We start from the raw sequence: 20,076 nt of genomic DNA, 5'->3' as shown, positions 1-20,076 counted from the left end.
GCCAAGTTAATTTCAGAGAATCTAATTATTACTGTTATGAAGTCACTAAGCTTGAGGGCTAGCTGTATATATGGATATAAATGTAAGTATTGCGAAGGAACTGTTCAACCCCGAACTGTCTAAGCGCCAGGCATTTAAACATAGAGATGGATTCGTTATCCTCAAAATCGCCAATTAGCAGCATAGATTTACAGTGCGATCGCCTCTCGGTGCTGCTTTCATTTTACAAAAATCACATAAGACTGATATATTTAAGGTAAATAATTTTCATCTAATAATTGTACAAGAGTGTAAGGACACTTTTCTAGAAAAATAGTTAAATCGGTTTTAATTTTCACAAAATCAACCGCACTTTGATAAATATTCTCTAAATCATCCTGTAACTTGTTTATTAAATTCGTCGTTAAATGATTATTTAAATCATATCTAAAAGTTTTAATTTCTCCAATCCAATGACGATAGTTTCTTTCATATTCTATCTGCCAATATTGGAGTAATAATATATGAATAATAATTTGCCTTAAAAGACTTTTGGCTTTAGCTAAATCTCTTTTCCCCAAACTGATTAATTCCTCAATTAAGTTTTCTAAATCAAGTTGGTTAAACTGTTTTTGTTTTAATAATTCAATAGTTTTTTCTAACCATAAATTCTCATCAGTTTCATAGAGTTGTTTTAATTTGGTAGTAATTGTCATATTTTTACCTTCTACCTACATTCCATAATTTAATCATATACAATTATAAATTTATAGATGCAAACCACCCAAATCCAGATAACTTGTTAAGTTGTGCATACAATTCCTAAGTAACTCCACATTATGAAAAATATTGGGTTGACGCAAGGAAAAATTCCAGTTACAGAAAGCACGACTCTAGAGGAGTTCTTAAAACTTCCATACATTGAGGAGTCACCAGCTTGGGAATATATTAACAAAGAGGCAATTCAGAAACCAATGGGAGGGGCTAAACACAGTTTATTGCAAAAACGTTTAAGTAGGTGGGCGCAATTAAACCCAACTACTTAAACTTATGTAAAGCACCAGAAAGGCTTTCAATATAAGCTTTTAATTAATTTATATTTCTTAATTTAGTTGTATTTTTTAACGCCCACCTACTTAGTTGCAGTGATTGATGCGTTGGGCAGTAACTACGAAGCTTTTCCTGAATTACGCTGTACCTGCGGTAATAGTTCAGTAGTCCCTGATGTGGTTGTTATTTCTACCAATCAACTACCACTGGATGAAAGCGGTGAGATTATTAGCAGTGGTATTGATTTTGCACCCGCTTGGGTTATCGAAATTCTTTCCCCTGCTCAAAGTCAAACGAAAGTAACTGGCAATATTTTACACTATTTGAGAAATGGCAGTCAGCTAGGATGGTTGATTGATCCAAGTGAACGCTGTATTTTAGTTTATCAGCCTAATTCTTTACCAGATTTGTTAGTAGGACAAGATATATTATCAGTGTTAGAAGATATGAATTTAACACTCTCTGTTGATGAAATTTTTGCTTGGTTACAACAGAAAAATTGACATTAGTGAAGAAAAACTTAAAAAGATAAATATAATTCAATTATTTATACGCCTTCCTCTGTGCATAGCTTTTCCGGGTTTCTCACGTCCTTGAAACTTTCTAGTCTTGTTTGTCGGAGTTGTAACCGAAAAGATAAGTATGTCTTCTGTGAAGATTTGTACAACTGTTTGTTCTGTTAATTAAGGCATGAGGTTTTTACTGGTATAACTGTGATAATTGTCAGTAGATAATAAAACTGACTAAACCCTAATTAGTGCAGTATGACCGCAAATAGTATTAAGTTTACGATCGCCTTCAATGACCCTGACTTGGATGCGGAAGAAAAAGACGAGCAGGTTCAACGGCTAATTACTGAACTCAAGCAAATTGACGAGGTAGATGCAGTTGGTCGTGTTCTTGATCCCAGTCCACCAGAGGGTAACAAAGCATTAGGCGGGTTTCTGGTGGGTCTATTAATGGCTGAGGTGAATGTAGCCAATGCTCAAAAGTTGATGGGATTTATGGGCGATCACAGCTTACCGTAAAGCTATTCAAATTGACCCTAACTATGTAAATGCTCACGTCAACTTGGGGTTTACTCTACAGGCTCAAGGAAAGTTGGATGAGGCGATCACAGCCTACCGGAAAGCCATTCAAATTGACCCTAACTATGTAAATGCTCATAACAATTTGGAGACTGCTTTGAAGGCTCAAGGACAGAAAAAAAAGTTCTTAGGTCTTTTCTGATATATGAGTGCGAAAAGAGTATTAACAAGAGTCATGAATAATTAAATCACGATTACCTATTAGACAAAGTTTACCAACGCGCCAAACACTTTTTCCGGTTAGCCAACCGCAATGTTGTCAGCATTGTGTTAAAAATAAAGAGGATTACAAGATGCAATTCTGAGAACTATTCGTGACATAGCGACGTGCGTTCCGCCCCGTAACCCTTTCGCTAATTAGCAGCATAGATTTACAGTGTGACGCCGAATAGCCCGTCGTAGACATCGCCCATTAATTTCATCACTGCACAAGCCAAGTGCAACGCCAAATAGCCCGTCGTAGACATCGCCCTGAGAGCAAGTAATCCATAGAAAATATTCATCTGGTAGAGTAGAAGAATAAAAAATTTTATGTCGATGCAAAATCAGGAATTTTGGCAGAGGTGATTCTGATGACGATTCTAGAAACCGCGATCGCAAAGTTGCAGCAACTTCCAGAACCGCTTCTACAAGAGATTAATGACTTTATCGACTTCATCCTCCATAAACATCAACCTAGTACGCCACGGCGTAAATAGAGCAACCATTTAAAATCCCTAAAAAGCCCATTCCATAATACTTTTGACTTTTGACTTTTGACTTCCGCCTTGCGGTACTAGTACAGTTAATCCTCAACCTGAAACCAATCTCTCTGGAGAATGGGCAGAGTGGTTTGAAGTAGTTGATGGTTTAGAAGTCTCTCCAACTGAGCCAATCAGTGAATATCAGCAACGCCTGCTCACTAAATATCGGCAACAAGGACTCAACCTGTGATTTTGTGCGATGCTGGGGTATTACTTTGTTTGGTAGATCGCACCCAACCCCAGCACAGGGCTTATCGAACTGCGGTTATGGGTTTGACAAAACCTCTAGTCACAACCTGGTTATGTATGGCTTTTTTAGCGAACCCCTGATCCACTGTGAATTTCGGGTGGTGTTGAGTTAAAAAAGAAACATGAAAATCATCAAACCCATCACCAATTGGTTAGAAACTCGCGCTTGTACCCCTGCATACGGTGGTTGGGTGCTAGCAGCAACGGCTATTTGTTTTTTTGGCGCAGGTATCAATACGATGGCTGGTTGGCTATACGCCATTAGTGGCATCAGTTTTGCCCTTTTGGGTGTAGCAGCCATCTTACCGCCGCGATCGCTCACAGGTCTAGCCATCTCCCGCCGTCCTATCCAACCTGTTTCAGCCGGCGATGATCTGACGGTAGAATTAGAAATCCGCAATCAGACACAGCAGCCTGTAAGCTTGTTGCAAATTGAGGATATGTTGCCCTTCGTCTTAGGGAAACCAGTACAAAAGGCAATAGAAACAATTCCTAGTCAAAGTAGTTACCGTTGGGTATATTACCACCCTACCCAGCGCCGGGGTGTCTATCGTTGGCACACAGTCGAACTAGGTTCTGGTGCGCCTTTGGGATTGTTTTGGTGTCGCCGTCAACGTGAGTGTGCTGCCACAGCGATCGTCTATCCCACAGTATTACCCTTGGCTACCTGCCCCCTAGTAGACGAAATGGGACAAGAAGAGAGCAAAAGGGGCGATCCTCGTGGTAGACCCTTGCAGACAGCGACAACAGGGCTGGTACGATCGCTCCGTCCTTATCGCCTCGGAGATCCTACTCGTCTAATTCACTGGCGGACTAGCGCCCGCTATGGCGAATTAAGGGTGCGGGAGTTAGAAATGGTCACAGGTGGACAAGAGATAGTTATTGCCCTTGATAGTACTAGCAATTGGGAAGAAGAAAACTTTGAACAAGCAGTAATTGCCGCAGCATCACTGTATTTTTATGCACAGCAACAGCAATTACAGGTGCAACTCTGGACAGCATCAACAAGTTTAATCAAAGGTGAGCGTTTTGTTTTAGAAACCTTAGCAGCAACCACAGCCCTAGAAGATGCCAGTTCAGTAGTTCCTAAAAGCTATCCCTTGATTTGGCTGACTCAAAACTCCCTGAGCCTTTCTACTCTTCCTCAAGGCAGTCGCTGGGTTTTGTGGCCAAATATTTCCTCACCACCAGCACAAGAGGTAATCAATTGGGAACATCCTGGTATAATTTTGCAAAGCGATTACGCTCTGCAACTCCAACTACAAAAAACATTACATTCATAAATCAATTCAAATTTTATAATTCCAAAAGACTGCTGAGAAGTTAAGCTTCTGCGATTTCCTAGATTTTGTCTGATCCCAGCCCACCGGACATATCAGCCTTTGAGCAAAGGTAAAACAATTTGAGCAGGTAAGGTTGGGGAAAAACACCCAGTAATCCCTACATGAGGCTGAGGTACAATGCAAAGAAATATTTAAATTATGAGTCGCCGATCCACATGATCTCATCAGAAGCTAACACAAAATCCAGCGATAAAAGCCTAGAGGCAATGCGGCATTTTTCCGAACAATACGCCAAGCGGACTGGAACATACTTTTGTTCTGAACCTTCTGTTACCGCAGTTGTGATCGAGGGACTAGCCAAACATAAAGATGAACTGGGTGCGCCTTTATGTCCCTGTCGCCACTACGAAGATAAAGAGGCTGAGGTTCACGGCACATATTGGAACTGTCCCTGTGTACCAATGAGAGAACGCAAAGAGTGTCACTGCATGTTGTTCCTTACCCCTGAGAACGAGTTTGCTGGAGAAAAACAAGAAATCTCTCTCGAAACAATTAAAGAAGTCCGAGACAGCATGGGATGAGCCAAACCATCCCCCAAGAGTTTTGGCAAGGCGTAGAACAGTTCAATTCTGGTGAGTTCTACGCCTGTCATGACACTTTAGAAGCTTTGTGGATTGAAGCTGGCGAACCGGAAAAAACCTTTTATCAAGGCATTCTCCAAATTGCTGTAGCGCTGTATCATTTGGAGAATCGGAACTGGCGAGGTGCAGTAATTCTACTCGGAGAAGGCAGCAATCGCCTACGCCGTTACCCATCTAGTTACAGCGGTGTTGATGTCGATGAGCTATTGAGTCAGAGCGCAGTGTTGTTGACGACATTACAACAAATAGGGCCAGACTTGATTATGGCTGGTGATCTGGGTGAAAATCAAGTCTTATCATTGCCTATAATTCTGCTAACTACTGATTAGACATCTGCTGAAATTAATTATGCGTTGCCCGAAATCCTTGGTAGGCACAATTCATGAATTGTGCCTACGTCATTTTCACTTAAATGCCAATTACCTGAAACCTTGAGGTTGGGCGTAGCGTCACTATTTCAGCCAGTAGTTATCGTAAATCACTCCAGATTGGATATTTCATCTCTGGATAAAGTACTTGAGATAATTAGAATGCAAGCTGAAATCCTGAATCCCCAATTGCTATGATGCCCTGCTATCAATTGCCCATATCCCAGATGCGTCGCTTTGGATTAGCTTTAATGCTGCCAGTTGCACTCTTGGGCGTCGCCTTCCCTAACCAATTGCAAACTGCTACTGCACAAACACCTAGAGAAAATCGCCCCCTCACTATCCGTGCTGATATCCAAGAATATGACGCCAAAAATCAAGTAATCACTGCTCGTGGTAACGTGCAAATGTCGTATCCGGCTCGCCAAATTCAAGCAACATCTGCCCAAGCACAGTACTTTAGTAAGGAACGCCGAATTGATTTCAGTGGCAATGTCTATATTTTGCAACAGGGCGGTAACAGTATCCGGGCGGAGAAAGTAACCTATTTAATTGATCAAGGGCGATTTGTTGCCTTACCCCAATCCAATCGTCAGGTAGAGTCCATCTACATGATCGAGGAATCAGATAATGATGGACAAACTGCAAAACCTGCTCCACAGACACCAGCATTTAAGCGTTCTAATTAGCATCTACTATCAAGAAAGGGCGCGAACAATGAAAATTGTTTTAGAGAATATTCATAAATCTTACGGCAGGCGAGTAATTGTCAATCGTGTCAATCTTTCTGTTGCTCAGGGCGAAATCGTTGGTTTACTAGGCCCCAATGGGGCTGGTAAAACGACGACCTTTTACATTGCCACAGGTTTAGAAAAACCCAATCAGGGAAAAGTCTGGCTAGGTAATCTGGACGTTACGGGAATGCCAATGCACAAAAGGGCGCGACTGGGTATTGGCTATCTAGCACAAGAACCAAGTGTTTTCCGCCAACTTTCGGTACAGGATAATATTCTGTTAGTGCTAGAGCAAACTAATGTGCCACGATGGGAGTGGACAAGACGACTCACAACTTTACTGCGGGAGTTTCGGTTGGAAAAATTAGCCAATAGCAAAGGAATTCAACTTTCTGGTGGTGAGCGACGGCGGACAGAATTAGCAAGGTCTTTAGCTGCTGGACAAGAAGGTCCAAAATTTTTACTTTTGGATGAACCATTTGCTGGAGTTGATCCTATAGCAGTCTCAGAAATTCAGCAAATCGTCGCCCGACTGCGCGATCGCGGCATGGGAATCTTAATTACAGATCATAATGTCCGCGAAACCCTGGCGATCACCGATCGCGCCTACATCATGCGCGAGGGACAAATTCTCGCTTTTGGCGCTACTGACGAACTCTACGGCAATTCCCTTGTGCGGCAATATTATTTAGGGGATAATTTTCAAGTCTAAATTAACAATTATTTAGTTAATAATTTCAAAGGCTATTTTGATTTTTTATTCTGAGGTTGCTCTAGAACAAGGGAATTTTGCCCCAAGTCTGACCAAGCTTAATTTTGTGCAGTTTTCTAAAGAATTTGTATAAGCATGAATTTATTAGTTAACTTTAGCTATTTAAAATGAAATTTTGATCCTAAATACAGTAGATATACTTTACTTCACTAGAGCTGCCAATATTTAACTATTGAATTTTGCTTATGATATCAAAGAAGTTCACGTCTTTCTACAACCTCCATTCGCTGCTGCCTTTTACGATCATGGATCGCTATCTTGCCAGCGAATTGTTAGCGCCGTTTTTCTTTGGTGTCGGAGCTTTTTCATCACTTGGTGTCACTATTGATGCTGTATTTGATCTCATCAGAAAAATCGTAGAATCTGGGCTACCTATAGACATTGCGATTCAAGTTTTTTTGTTAAAATTTCCCAACTTTATCGTTTTAGCCTTCCCCATGTCTACGTTGCTGGCTACTTTGATGACCTACAGTCGTCTTTCTAGCGAGAGCGAACTAATTGCCCTGCGTGGTTGTGGGGTCAGCGTCTATCGCATGGTGCTAACTGCTGTGATGTTGAGTCTTGTGGTTACAGGAATGACATTTATGTTTAACGAACAAATTGCACCAGCAGCAAATTACCAAGCGGCAATGACTCTGGATAAAGCCCTGAAATCAGATAAGCCAACTTTTAAACAGCAAAATATTTTCTATCCTGAATATCAGGATGCTCTCCAGCCAGATGGCTCTAAGAATAGGATATTGACACGGTTGTTTTACGCAGACCAGTTTGATGGGAAGCGGATGAAAGGTTTGACGATTATAGACCGCTCAACAAAAGGTCTGAATCAAATTGTGGTATCAGAATCTGCCCAGTGGAATGCTTCTCAAAATGTCTGGGATTTTTACAACGGCACGATCTATTTTGTTGCTGCCGATCGCTCCTATCGCAACATTGTTAGATTTGAACACCAACAACTGCAACTACCGCGCACACCATTAAGTCTGGCAGAAAAAAGCCGCGATTATGGTGAGATGAATATTTCTGAAGCCCTAGATCAACTACAAGTGGAACTTCTCGGTGGCGATCGCCAAAAAATTCGTAAACTCGAAGTGCGGATTCAACAAAAAATCTCTTTGCCCTTTGTATGTGTAGTTTTTGGCTTGGTAGGTGCAGCGATGGGAAGCATACCCCAGCGAACTGGAAGAGGTACCAGCTTTGGGATTAGCGTTGTAGTTATATTTTCGTACTACTTAATTTTCTTTATTGGTGGTGCGATCGCGCAAGCAGGTGTCCTCTCTCCCTTTATGGGGGCTTGGTTGCCGAACTTTCTTTTTTTAGGAATAGGTTTATTTTTATTGATGCGAGTTGCCAAACGGTAGAGGAAGCGGGGAACAGGGGAGCGTCTCTCTGCCCTTTTGCCCCCTTCCTCTTCATCCCCACACCTCAATTACGGATGATAACTTCGACACTCAGGTGCATCTGGGTTTTCCTTGCAGTATTCTTCAAAAGAAACTTTGGCTGATACCATACCCTCAGATTTCTGATGAGCTGCTTCTGCTTGAAGTTCTTCTACCTCATCCCAGGCAGCTGCACAGGCTTTAGAATAAGCACCTTGTCCGGTGCAAATAGACCGAGCCTGCTCAATGGCTTTTTGGATTCTCTCCTCCAGCAGTAGGGCTTTTGGAGCTTCCACAAAGTCGCTTTTGGTCAAAATGTCGGTAATCGAGATGATGCCCAACAGCTTGCTTTGAATCACAGGTGCTCGATGAATACCAGTGTTAGCAAATAACCGGGCTACATATTCCACACCCAAATCAGGATTGACCACAATGCAGGGCTTGCTCATAATTTCGTAAACCCGCACTTGCTTTGGGTCTTTACCGTAGGCTGTTACCTTATAGACAATATCCGTTTCTGTGACAATGCCATAAGCATCATTGTCATAGCGACGATCCACAACCAGCGCCCGCAATCCTTTTTCCTTCATTACCCCTACCGCTTCAGCAACAGTCGCCGAACCGCGAATGGTAACTACATCTTTGGTCATGATATCTTCAGCTTTCATCATTGCTGTAGTCTCCTGGTTAATAGTACGGTGCAGCACAGTGCCCTCAGAGGCGTATCGAAGCATTGCAGCGCACAGTTTGCTAACTAGAAAGTAAAAAAGTTGAACTTTTGTCCCGCCACAACAATAAATTAGACCAGTTGTCAACTCCTGATGTTATCCAATGTGACCGATAGCCAAAAACTGAGCATGAATTACCATAACTTTCTAGAAAATCTTGCCAAAGGACTCCAGCCGCTAAAAAGTAAATTTTTGACTACTACATGTCTATTGGTAATGACTAATAACTGATGGAGAAGTTAGGATGAAATCACCATTCAAACTTAAGTTGAGATATTTTCTGTTGAGGAAAGCAAAAGCATTAAACAGCAACGCTTTCAACTTTCGTCAAGTTTTTCCGATTTCAAGTAAATTTCAATTACCAATCCCATGCCAAATCGTCATTATCCTCCCGCCTACTTACGCTATCTCAAAGCCAGGTTATGGAATCTAGGGCGACCTGGTTTTTGGGGAACTGCAATTTTTTTATCTATAGTAGGGCTAGTAACCTGGGAATACTGGTCAAACCCAGATTTTTTCGTTTATAAGCAAAAAAACCAAGTCGCTTCACAACAGCCTGCTGATTCCTCACTGTCAGCAGAAGACAGAGCTATTGCCGCAGATATTGATAACCTGCCAGTTTTGTTTAATGATTTTGACCAAGCAACTGTCTCATTAACGCCAAATACCCCTAATGAAAACACTGAGGAAAAAAAGAGCAAAAGCTTATTAGAGGATGTAATTAACAAACAAAAGTCTGGTAGTGATACCAAATTAAATCCTGGTTTAGGCGTTAATGGCGACACCTCCCCAGCCGTGAAAAATCCCTTTGTTGTCCAAACAGAAAATTTATTACGGACTGGGACGGTTGATAGTAATAACCAGTTTCTAGGTCTGAAGACCTTAAATACAGGGTCTGAACCAACAGAGGGGGAACAAACATCCTCTAGCCTGGATATTGGATTCACTAATCAAACCAAAAAAAATCAAAATTCTGTCTCCCTCAGCCCTCTGCAAGCAGCACTCAACCAATCAAAAAACCAGAAATCGTCTAGCTTCAATGGGATCACTGCAACTCAGACAAATCCCTTGGGTCGAGTCTCTGACTCAGGAACAACGTTAATGCCACCGATCAACAGCTTACCCAGTCAGAATTCTCTACCAAGTAGTGGGTTAACTGCTGGGAACAGCTACACGTCAACGGGTACGAACTTACCACAAAATCCCTATAATAATTTAAATAACGGTCAGGTATTGCCTAGTAATGGGTTAAATACTGGTACAGGTTATCCGTCAACGGGTACCAACTTACCGCAAAATCCCTATAATAATTTAAATAGTGGTCAGGTAGTGCCTAATGTAGCACCAGTGACGCCCCCAGTCAGCTCTGCCGCACCAAGTAATATTTCACCTTACTCTAGGCAGATTCCGGGTCAAGGCGTTGTCACCCCAATAAACCCTGTGGGATATGGGAATTATGGCTTGCAGCAGCCAACGCAACTACCACAGTCTAATTATGGGAGTTATGGCTTGCAGCAACCGACGCAACTACCACAGTCTAATTATGGGAATTATGTGTTGCAGCAACCAACACAGTCTAATTCCTTATATCTTCGCCAGATTCGAGACAAGTATAGAAGTCCGGGTCAAAACTGATTTTAAACACGTCGCTTAACTGAATTTTATTCAGTTAAGGAGATTGTGGGCTATCTGGAATAACCGGAATTTCTGGTGTTTCGGGTTGTCGCTGTTGTCGTTGCAAATATTTACTCAATACATAAGCCATATCCCCACGGGTAACAGGTTTTAATGGGGAAATATTTCCTTGAGCATCTGTATTAAGAAATCCCTCACTAGCCACTGTAGCGATCGCTTTTCTAGCCCAAGCTGGGATAGACTTTTCATCTGGATGTGAAGCCAGAATCTCATTAACAGCGTCATCAGGAAACTGAAATACGCCATAAGCCTGGGCGAAAATAGCAAGAGCTTCTGCCCTTGTCACCTTTTGATTAGGGAAAAATTCATTGCCCCGATAGCCTTTCATAATGTCAGTTTTTAAGACTGTCTGTATATCATTAAATGCCCAATGAGAAGCAGGAACATCTGGAATAGCTAAATTTTCTTTGCTAACAGCTTGTCTTTTATTTAGCTCAAATGCTTTTACCATAATTGATGCTAATTCGGCCCTACTCACTAACCTTTCTGGATAAAACTTGCCATCGGAAAAGTTTGTCATCCATTTGACAGTAGTTACCTGTTGAATGGAATCAGATGGGATTCCAGAAGTAGTTTCTGGCACTTGAGCTTGAGCAATTGCTGGTAAGTTTTGTAGTAGGGCCACTAAAGATAGAGTAATTGAAAGCTGACGCATTATAATAACCACTTTTAGCTGCTAAATGAATTTAAAAAACTACGTTATTGAGGTTAAGGCGAAGTTTAGTATTCCTAATAACCTGTAACTCAACTAGTGACGAATTTAGACTCGGCAATGTTGCTCCCACTAGGTAGGGTGTACCTAGAAATTTTAAAAATTAGGACTGTGTTCAGAATCCCAGCACTTCCCATCATGCCAGACTCTACTGGTATATTCACATTCTGATTTATCGTCAATCCAAGGAATTGAAGCAGGGTAATACGAGGCAGATATGGGAGTAAGTGAAGACAATGCAAAAGAAAATATAGTGTAGCCACAAGCCGATAGAATGATTAGAAATCCGATGAGGAACAAGATATTGGCTGGAGTCCAAAAAGGATATAAACCTTTTTCAGAGCGTAAACGCAATTTAGAGCGACGTTCTGAACCTGCTAATAACACCAGATAAAACCTTAATCCGGGAATTGGCACTGAAACTCTTATGTCTAAAGGATGACGGATCCTACCACGAGAGACAAAACCCCTTTTTATGGCTTCTAATTGCTCCACCGTGAAGGTATTTGCTACTTCCGGGGCAATCTCAGCGAAAAGTTGCTCAAAAGTAGAAGCAGTGTACTGTGGCTTATTCATAATTTTCGTATATTAATATACATTATATTACATTATTCATTTCCTTTGTCCCGGACACTATGATGTTTTATTTTTTGGAAGTCCCTAATTAAGGAAGTAGAAATTAGCAAAAACTTGTTTTTTACCTTTCATCTTTTGACGTTATCTGCCCACTACTATGGACTATAGTCAGTTTTTCAGGAGTTTTGGGAATGACAGCAACAGATCCCGTAAAGTTGATGAAGCAAGAAGTTGGCAAAGCCGCCGCCGCCCTGGTAAAATCTGGTTCCATCGTGGGGTTGGGTACGGGGTCAACTACAGCATATACGATTCAGTTTTTGGGCGATCGCCTCAAGTCTGGTGAACTCAAAGATATCATTGGTATACCTACCTCGTTTCAGTCAGAAGTCCTGGCGAAGCAGTACGGTGTCCCTCTCGCCACCTTGGATGCTATCGACCACATCGATATTGCCATTGATGGTGCAGATGAAGTTGATCCGCAGAAGAATTTGATTAAAGGCGGTGGTGCAGCACATACCCGCGAAAAAGTCGTAGACTACCTGGCAGAACAGTTCATCGTCGTGGTAGATAGTGGTAAGTTAGTAGACCGCTTGGGTTCTAGTTTCGCTGTGCCTGTGGAAGTGATTCCAATGGCAATTACTCCTGTTACCAATGCCATTAAAAAACTCGGTGGTAAACCAGAACTCCGCATGGGTGTAAAAAAAGCTGGCCCAGTGATCACTGATCAAGGGAACTTTGTCTTAGATGTCAAATTTGACTCTATTGAAGATCCAGTCAGCCTAGAAAAGACATTGAATAACATTCCTGGCGTTTTGGAAAATGGTATCTTCGTTAACTGTGTCGATTTAGTTTTGATTGGTGAAGTCAAAGATGGTCAGCCATTAGTGCGGCAACTGTAAGAGTTCTAGATTTTGGATTTTAGATTTTAGATTTTGGATTTTAGAAACATCTAAAATCTAAAATTAAGCAATAGATATCTCCAGAAATTAATTATGCGTTATCCAAAACCCTAATAGAGACGTAGCACTGCTACGGCTGTTTTTCACTCCAGGCTATAACTGAGTGCTAGACGATGACGTTAGTACCAACTACCAGATTTGTAGCCGTGAAATTATTCAGAGTCGCCAAGGTCTCATTGAAATCACCACCATTACTAAAGGAAGAGTAATTAACTTTTGTAGCAGTACCCGATTGCACAAACTGTAGATAGCCATCAGCTATGGGATTGCTGCCAGTGTAGCCCCGACTCTTAAACACGTTAGTAAGAACTAACTTATCCTCACTCTGATTAAAGTCAATAATTATATTATTAGTGCTATCGGTTTGAAAGATAAACTGGTCATTACCACTACCGCCGTAAAGGATATCATTATGCTCACCAGCATCAGAATAATCCCCAGCATCATCATTACCAACAAGGAGGATGTCATTACCAGCACCACCACTGAGGTTATTGCTACCTTTACCGCCAATTAGGATGTCATCACCAGCACTACCAACCAAGGTATCGTTACCCGTACCACCGCGTAGCAAGTCGTTGCCACTCAAGCCATTGATGTAGTCATCACCCTCCTGACCATTAATCACATCAGCTGAGTTGTCAAAACCATTGATATTGTTGTTCAGGTCATTGAGAAACGTGACTGTGTTCTTGTTGGAGATGGTGCTTTGGGTAGAGTTGGCATCGAAGACATCAAAGCTTTCAAGAATGCTACTTTGCCCATTAAACAGGATATTGCCCAGTGCCGATAGGTTGTCTAGGTTTTCCAGGGGAAAGTTTTGCAGGATAACTTTGTCATCAGCCACCCCTTCAAAGGTGACTTCCAGATTGTTACCATTCTGGGTAAGTAGCAGATTTCTGGCTGTCAATCCAGTCCCTTGGAATTTCAGGGTATCCAATTCGCCAATGATTGCTGCCGAGGGATTTGAGCTTTTACCTAATCCACCAAAATCGGTGATTGTATCAACACCGTCACCTAAGTTGTAAACAAATTTATCCTTGCCGCCGCCACCAGTTAGGATGTCGTTGCCTTGATTCCCTGTGATCGTATCATTCCCGCCTTGACCGTTAATGATGTCACTATAGTTCTTGCCCACGAGATGATCAGCGCCATTGGTTCCATTCAGCCCGTTAAACTCTAATGCACCAATATCAACTGTACCCTTAGATATTCTGTTAAATCCAGCGCCACGTTGGTCAGTGGTGATCCCTGCTGGAATCAGAGCATTCTTGCCTGCGTTAATGGCGGGACTATCCGCAAGTAAGGCATTAGTAAAGGTTCCACCACCGTTATTTTGCAGGGGGGTGAGTTTGGGGTTAATGGGGTTGGCGCTGGTGCCGACGAGGGTACTGGTGGTAAAGCCTGTGCTACCAGTGCGATCGCCAATCAGGTTATTACCCGCATCGGTAAAGTTGCCGGAAACGTCAGGGTTGAAGATAAAGGGTTCAGAATACCCGTTGGGTATCATATCAAAATTGGCTGCAATGACGGTGTTCCCAACAATAACAGTCCCATCAGATTTATTGAAAACGCCCCCACCGTCGCCTATATCCCCCAAAAAGCCTTCTGATGTGTTATTTGTAATGGTGTCGTTGGCAAGGCTGAGAGTGCCGCTGTTATAAATGCCACCGCCGTTGTAGTATGCACTATTGGCAGAGACAGTGCTTCCCGTCAGGCTAAAAGTACCTGAGTTAGAGATGCCACCCCCGTCTGCGGCACTATTATTAGAGACAGTGCTGCGAGTAATATCGACGTTGCCTAAGTTATAAATGCCACCACCAGAGGATGGATAAGGGTCAGGGCCTCCCCGATTAAGACCACTAGCGAACGCACTATTATTGGAGACAGTGCTTCCTGTTATACTGAGCTTGCCTATGTTGAATATACCGCCGCCATAGGCAGGGTAGAAACCGACGTATGCATTATTATTAGAGACAGTGCTTTTTGTCAGGCTGAGGTTGCCTTTGTTAAAGATGCCTCCACCTAACGACGACCCGCTATTGCCAGAGACAGTGCTTCCCGTCAGGCTGAGAGTGCCTCTGTTAAATATACCGCCTACCACCCCCTTATTGTCTGAGACAGTGCTTCTTGTCAGGCTAAGGCTGGCATTACTATTGACCAAAATACTGCCCAAGGGGTCATTAGCATTAGCAATCTTCAAGCCATCAATGCTTGCATCTGTGCCTGTGCCCGATATCTCGAACACGCCTGAGACATCATTTCCGCTAATGGTGAGGTTAGATGCCCCAGTCCCCAAAATTGTAATATTATTGGTAATCGTCAATTTCCCAGAGGTGAGGGTGATGATATCCGGGGTGGCATCGGTGAACACACCCGCAAAGGTAATCGTATCTGCCCCAAGAGTAGCATTGGCATTGAGGATAGCCTGCCGCAATGACCCTGCCCCAGAATCGTTGGCATTAGTCACCACTGTGGCAGTATTAACAGGTGGCTTAGTTGTGGGGGGCTGGACTTCATAAGCACCAATATCAATAACACCGTTGAATATTCGGTTAAATCCAGCACCGCGTTGGTCAGTAGTGATCCCAGCCGGAACTAAGGAATTCTTGCCAGCGTTAATAGCGGGACTACCCGCAAGTAAGGCATGAGTTAAGGTTGCACCACTGTTATTTTGCAGCAGGCCGAGTTTGGGGTTAATGGGGTTAGCACTTGTGCCGATGAGGGTGCTGGTGGTAAAGGCAGTGCTACCAGTCTTATTGCCAATCAGGTTATTGCCGGAGTCAATCAGTCCACCACGCACGTCGGGGTTTATATCACCGGAGGTGGAGTTGTCAAAATTGCCTGCAATAATGGTGTTACTAACATTGACGTTAATAGAAGAATCAAGGTAACTAAAAACACCGCCACCATTGCCAGTACCATTACGATCTGAGTCAGCTGTGTTGTTATTAATTGTGGTGCTGATTAGGGTGAGCCTGTTGTCAGCCACGTAGGAATAGCCATTGTATATGCCACCGCCATCCTCTAACGCTATATTGCCAGAGATGGTGCTATTAGTTAGAGTAGCTGAACCCGAAGAATAACCATTATCATTTCCGTTAAAAATTCCACCGCCGGAGTTTGCCCTATTGCCAGAGACAGTACTGTTGGTCAGCCTGAGAGTACCGCCTTGATTATAGATGCCACCGCCGAAGTTTGCCGTATTGCCAGAGACACTGCTATTGGTTAGGCTGAGAGTACCAGTTTTACCCATAGAACGGTCATTAAAAATGCCGCTTTCCCCGGTATTGCCATAAACACTGCTGTTAGTTAGGCTGAGAGTACCACCATTATAGATACCGCCCTGTGTATTGCCAAAGACGCTGGTGTTAGTAAGACCGAGGATACCACTGTTAGAGATACCACTTTCTGCTATATTACCAGACACACTGGTGTTAGCTACGCTGAGGATGGAATTTCTATTAACCTTAATACTGCCCTTAGCGATCGCCAAGCCATCAATAGTGACACCTGTCGCTAATCCCGATATCTCGAATATTGTAGAGGCATTCTTGCGACTTACAGTCAGCTTAGATGCCCCAGTCCCCAAGATGGTAATATCATTGGTAATGGTCAGTTGTCCAGAGGTGAGGGTGATCACATCTGGGGTAGTATCAGTGAATACACCCCCAAAGGTTATGGTATCATCCCCAGGAGTGGCATTGGCTAAGTTAATTGCCTCCCGGAGTGTGGTGATGCCGTTGTTCGCATTCCCATCATCCGTGTCTCCGGTATTATTCACTGTGAACGTTGCCAGTACTCCTGGGTAAGCTTCTCGCGTTGTTTCTGCAAACGCAAGATTTACTTCCATATCAGCAGTGCGAACTTCTAACTCCCAGTTACCACCCAATGCTGCATTGCCAATCCGCTGACGGGAAGCGGCAATATTCGCTCCTGTGAGTTGGTGCAGTTTTTCAACAAATTCTGCCCCCGCATCACCAAAAGCCACTTTGCAACCATAGATGAGTAAGTTCCAGGGGTTATCGCTTTTGGTAGAGGCTAAAAATATTTTCTGCCATTGTTGCAGTTGCTGGCTATATTCCTCGAGGGTATCAAGTCCTAAATGGGTGTTACCCAATTGTAAGTAACCTGGCGCACCGTGACAGACAAGATGAATATTAGTCAAATTCGAGCCAGCGCAACTCCTCAGAATTTCCGTAATTTGTTCAACACCGTTCTGTGTCGAGTCAAGTAGGAACACTTGGGTATTATCAAGCACGCCATTGACTAAATCGCTATAGTCTTCAACGGCCATGTCGATCAAGACTAGACTATGGGTATTGGAGGTGGAAGTTGCGTGATTTACTTGGAAGTGTGAGGTATGTAGCGTAGCCATTTTGTTACTTTGAGCTAAGGTGATGAGGGAAACTCAAACCGACTTCAGCCTTGTAATTACAGGGTTTTCACACAACTACCGAGAACTAAAAAAACTATATATTTACTAATTATTTTCCCTTTCGTTGCCATTATCTAGCAAGTTGCCGCTTTTGTAAAGCTAGATAAGTATATAATTTTACTAAGTTGCCAAACTTATATTTAGCATGGGCATCAAAAATCAGGTCCCATTTATACTGGTTCAACCTGAAAACCTGAATTTTCCGACCATAAACCCGGTTTATCAAGTTTTGTTGGGAATTGTACCAGATATTCAATTGATGAATTTCGATTTGAATATATAGCTTTTCTGAAAATGAATTTTATAAATTGACAAATTTATTACACAATATTGAATATATACATTTGAATAATCAAACCAAAAGAACTATTGTGACATTTTCGCAGATATTAATTTTTTAAGAGTCTTAGTCATGCAAAATACTAAACAAGTATAAATAATAGCATGGAAAAAAGTGTTATTAATGCCAGTCTTTCTACTCAGAACCTAACCTTTCGTCCAGGTGATACTCCTGTCTCATTTGAGGTAACGGTCAATAATGACAGCGATCGCTTTGTCAATTTTCAGATAGAAATTACCGCAGCAGGAGAAACCCGGAACACAGGATATCTCTGGTATCGACTCGAACCAGAGGTGGCAGCAGCGAAGCCACCAGGCAGTAGTACAATATTCCAAGTCTTCATATTCAATACACCCATTCCGGGATTTGTCGGTACTGTCAACCTGATGGTGAAGATTTTTTCACCGCAATTAGCACAGCAGTCCAGACTTGTGCTGAGGCTGAAAATCGAGCGAGACAACAGACCAACACATTTAAGTGTAGAATTGCCTGTGCGGGAGTTCCAAGTTTATCCCCGAAATTCTGTAGATATACCAGTACGGGTGCGGAATTTGGGGCAACAACCTACCGATGTGGTACTACGTTTTACAGGCGTTGATCCTTCTTGGCTAACAGGTAGTGCAGAACGCCGATTATTCTTAGAAGCAGGTGGTTTAGCAGAAGCGACATTCCAATGCCAACCTCCTTCTGTAATGCAAGCGCCCAGTCAAAATTACCCTTTTACTATTGAAGCTGTTAGCAATAATGGTTATCCAACTAGTGCTGAAGGTAATGTTGAAGTCTTGCCTGTGGGTTTTGTAGACTTTGGTATTACACAAAAACACCTGAAAATTCCTAGTAAATCGGCATGGTTGCCTGACTGGAAGTCGGATACAGCTTCCTTTGAATTACTATTTAAAAACGCTAGCAACCTCAACCAGGAAATTAATCTACAAGTGCAGGGTAGAGACTGGCGAAAATGTAGTTTCAAAAAGCTTCCCGAAATTGCCAATCTCCATCTAGGAGAGACAAGTAAAGTCATCCTCGATGTTAAAACAAAACGCCCTTGGGTAGGAATCGGCAAAACTTTGTTGCTGGAGGCCAAATCTGAATTATCCGACCAACGTTTAGGGAGTACAGACCCCGCCACGCAGACATTGGAAGTGGAGACTCTGTCAATTATACCTCTATGGCTACAGCTGGCTGCGATCGCATTATTAGCTGCACTCCTAGCATGGATACTGCAACCAAGAGATGTAATGCATACACGTTCTGTGAATTCAGTGCGTTTTAGTGGCATTGGTTTATCTGTGGTCAGTGGCTCAGATGATTGCACCTTAAGACTTTGGAGCATTGGTGCTGATAGGTTAGACCCCGACGATAGAGTAACATATGCTGGGCGGCCTGTTGCTTGTGATAAAGCGCAACAGCCCAAAGGTTTGATGGCGATTACTGACGACGCCGTAGAAGTCTTACGCTTCATGCCGTTACAAAATAATCGTGTTGCTGTTGGTTTAGATAATGGTGTAATTGAACTAAGAGATGTCCCCTCAGGTGCAAAGATCAGTGAGCTTCAAGACCTTAAAGATCCAAAGGCAAAAGGCGATCGCGTCTTTGACATAGCTTTCACCTCAAACTCACTTAACTTATTCAGTGGTTATGGCAGTGGTAAAGTTAGATTATGGTCAAGACCAGCGCCTAACAGCGATTTTCTGCCAGAACCGCGAGAAGTTATCGACGTACAAAGTACATTGAAACTATCAGGTTTCCAAGTCCGGGCATTAAATCTCAGCCCAGATGCAAAAACTCTAGTAATTGCCGGAAACTTTAAGCGTTTCATCTTGTGGGAGTGGAATCGAACTCAATCTGATAAACAATTCCCAGGTTTATCAGTCCAAAATCTAGAAAAACTAGATCCATTAGTTGGGCGTGAAGACTATATTTGGGGATTGGCTTTTGTTCCTAACTCAGCAGAAAAAATCTTAGCAACCTCCGATTCTGCGGGATTCATTACGATTTGGAATTTAAATCAGTGCCAAACTCTCAAAAATCAGAATCCACAGGAAAAAGTTAATGAACTCAATTGTTCGCCACTAGACCGATGGTCAGCATCAAAAACATCTGTGCGTAGTCTGGCATTTAGTGATGATGGTAGTCTGTTAGTAAGTGGTGGCGATGATGGACGAGTAGTGGTTTGGTACTTAACCCCCGAACATAAGCTCGACAAAACAAAGGCAGCAGAAGGTAAAACCATTTACCAAAGCTCTAAAAAAATCAATAGTATCGACTTGAAAACTAATCAAGGAACCATGATTGTGAGTGGTAGTGAAGATTTTCAGGTCAAACTACACCGCATCAAATAA

The 20,076-nt window shown here is 42.5% G+C and carries 20 protein-coding genes; 14 read left to right on the top strand and 6 right to left on the bottom strand.

Annotation, left to right across the window (positions count from 1 at the left end):
* Positions 1-251 precede the first annotated feature (251 nt).
* Entirely contained in the window at positions 252-695 is a 444-nt protein-coding gene (locus V7K49_RS27000) for a DUF29 domain-containing protein (protein ID WP_335208367.1), read from the bottom strand.
* Positions 696-818: 123 nt separating this feature from the next.
* On the opposite strand from V7K49_RS27000, the gene V7K49_RS26995 reads away from it, so the two are divergent.
* From V7K49_RS26995 to V7K49_RS26980, 4 genes are all read left to right on the top strand, one after another.
* Positions 819-1,025, top strand: a complete 207-nt coding sequence (locus tag V7K49_RS26995) for a hypothetical protein (RefSeq protein ID WP_442948694.1) — start codon at positions 819-821, stop codon at positions 1,023-1,025.
* Positions 1,026-1,091: 66 nt separating this feature from the next.
* Positions 1,092-1,532, top strand: coding sequence for a Uma2 family endonuclease (locus V7K49_RS26990; protein ID WP_335208366.1), 441 nt, complete (start codon positions 1,092-1,094; stop codon positions 1,530-1,532).
* A 261-nt stretch (positions 1,533-1,793) separates the two neighbouring features.
* A complete protein-coding gene (locus V7K49_RS26985) occupies positions 1,794-2,057 on the top strand; it encodes a hypothetical protein (protein WP_335208365.1) in 264 nt (87 codons plus the stop codon).
* The gene (locus V7K49_RS26980; RefSeq protein WP_335208396.1) at positions 2,041-2,259 is read left to right on the top strand and encodes a tetratricopeptide repeat protein; all 219 of its coding nucleotides are present in this window, start codon (positions 2,041-2,043) and stop codon (positions 2,257-2,259) included. Before V7K49_RS26985 ends, V7K49_RS26980 begins: the two co-directional genes overlap by 17 nt.
* A gap of 229 nt (positions 2,260-2,488) precedes the next feature.
* On the opposite strand, the gene V7K49_RS26975 is transcribed toward V7K49_RS26980, so the two are convergent.
* A complete protein-coding gene (locus tag V7K49_RS26975; protein WP_334865087.1) occupies positions 2,489-2,620 on the bottom strand; it encodes a hypothetical protein in 132 nt (43 codons plus the stop codon).
* Between the two features lie 69 nt (positions 2,621-2,689).
* On the opposite strand from V7K49_RS26975, the gene V7K49_RS26970 reads away from it, so the two are divergent.
* The 7 genes from V7K49_RS26970 (at position 2,690) to V7K49_RS26940 (ending at position 8,268) form a co-directional block, all read left to right on the top strand.
* Positions 2,690-2,815, top strand: coding sequence for a DUF2281 domain-containing protein (locus V7K49_RS26970; RefSeq protein WP_335208364.1), 126 nt, complete (start codon positions 2,690-2,692; stop codon positions 2,813-2,815).
* A gap of 416 nt (positions 2,816-3,231) precedes the next feature.
* Positions 3,232-4,392 (top strand): DUF58 domain-containing protein, encoded by a 1,161-nt coding sequence (locus V7K49_RS26965; protein ID WP_335208363.1) that lies wholly within the window; start codon positions 3,232-3,234, stop codon positions 4,390-4,392.
* 215 nt (positions 4,393-4,607) lie between these two features.
* Complete coding sequence (locus tag V7K49_RS26960; protein WP_334792480.1) at positions 4,608-4,973, top strand: ferredoxin thioredoxin reductase catalytic beta subunit; 366 nt, start codon at positions 4,608-4,610, stop codon at positions 4,971-4,973.
* Positions 4,970-5,362, top strand: coding sequence for a DUF309 domain-containing protein (locus V7K49_RS26955; protein ID WP_334865095.1), 393 nt, complete (start codon positions 4,970-4,972; stop codon positions 5,360-5,362). Before V7K49_RS26960 ends, V7K49_RS26955 begins: the two co-directional genes overlap by 4 nt.
* A 233-nt stretch (positions 5,363-5,595) precedes the next feature.
* Positions 5,596-6,090 (top strand): LptA/OstA family protein, encoded by a 495-nt coding sequence (locus tag V7K49_RS26950; protein WP_334865097.1) that lies wholly within the window; start codon positions 5,596-5,598, stop codon positions 6,088-6,090.
* 28 nt (positions 6,091-6,118) lie between these two features.
* A complete protein-coding gene (lptB, locus tag V7K49_RS26945) occupies positions 6,119-6,847 on the top strand; it encodes an LPS export ABC transporter ATP-binding protein (protein ID WP_334865099.1) in 729 nt (242 codons plus the stop codon).
* 305 nt (positions 6,848-7,152) lie between these two features.
* On the top strand, positions 7,153-8,268 hold the full coding sequence (locus V7K49_RS26940; RefSeq protein WP_334865177.1) for an LptF/LptG family permease: 1,116 nt from the start codon (positions 7,153-7,155) through the stop codon (positions 8,266-8,268).
* A 68-nt stretch (positions 8,269-8,336) separates the two neighbouring features.
* Here V7K49_RS26940 and V7K49_RS26935 read toward each other — a convergent pair whose 3' ends face one another.
* A complete protein-coding gene (locus V7K49_RS26935; protein ID WP_334725560.1) occupies positions 8,337-8,957 on the bottom strand; it encodes a CP12 domain-containing protein in 621 nt (206 codons plus the stop codon).
* Positions 8,958-9,383: 426 nt separating this feature from the next.
* On the opposite strand from V7K49_RS26935, the gene V7K49_RS26930 reads away from it, so the two are divergent.
* Positions 9,384-10,649 (top strand): hypothetical protein, encoded by a 1,266-nt coding sequence (locus V7K49_RS26930; protein WP_335208362.1) that lies wholly within the window; start codon positions 9,384-9,386, stop codon positions 10,647-10,649.
* A 34-nt stretch (positions 10,650-10,683) separates the two neighbouring features.
* On the opposite strand, the gene V7K49_RS26925 is transcribed toward V7K49_RS26930, so the two are convergent.
* A complete protein-coding gene (locus tag V7K49_RS26925) occupies positions 10,684-11,364 on the bottom strand; it encodes an S-layer homology domain-containing protein (RefSeq protein WP_334865104.1) in 681 nt (226 codons plus the stop codon).
* A 153-nt stretch (positions 11,365-11,517) separates the two neighbouring features.
* Positions 11,518-11,997 carry a hypothetical protein gene (locus V7K49_RS26920; protein WP_334865106.1) on the bottom strand — a complete coding sequence of 160 codons (480 nt, stop codon included), beginning with the start codon at positions 11,995-11,997 and terminating at the stop codon, positions 11,518-11,520.
* Positions 11,998-12,188: 191 nt separating this feature from the next.
* Here V7K49_RS26920 and rpiA point away from each other — a divergent pair, with 191 nt between their 5' ends.
* Positions 12,189-12,896, top strand: a complete 708-nt coding sequence (gene rpiA, locus V7K49_RS26915) for a ribose-5-phosphate isomerase RpiA (protein ID WP_335208360.1) — start codon at positions 12,189-12,191, stop codon at positions 12,894-12,896.
* A 166-nt stretch (positions 12,897-13,062) separates the two neighbouring features.
* On the opposite strand, the gene V7K49_RS26910 is transcribed toward rpiA, so the two are convergent.
* Entirely contained in the window at positions 13,063-17,334 is a 4,272-nt protein-coding gene (locus tag V7K49_RS26910) for a DUF4347 domain-containing protein (RefSeq protein WP_335208359.1), read from the bottom strand.
* 504 nt (positions 17,335-17,838) lie between these two features.
* On the opposite strand from V7K49_RS26910, the gene V7K49_RS26905 reads away from it, so the two are divergent.
* Positions 17,839-20,076 carry a hypothetical protein gene (locus tag V7K49_RS26905; RefSeq protein WP_335208358.1) on the top strand — a complete coding sequence of 746 codons (2,238 nt, stop codon included), beginning with the start codon at positions 17,839-17,841 and terminating at the stop codon, positions 20,074-20,076.

It is taken from the genome of Nostoc sp., from assembly GCF_036919675.1.
Taxonomy (GTDB): domain Bacteria; phylum Cyanobacteriota; class Cyanobacteriia; order Cyanobacteriales; family Nostocaceae; genus Nostoc.
Note: the sequence above shows the minus strand (reverse complement) of the source record. Positions and strands in the feature narration are given on the sequence as shown.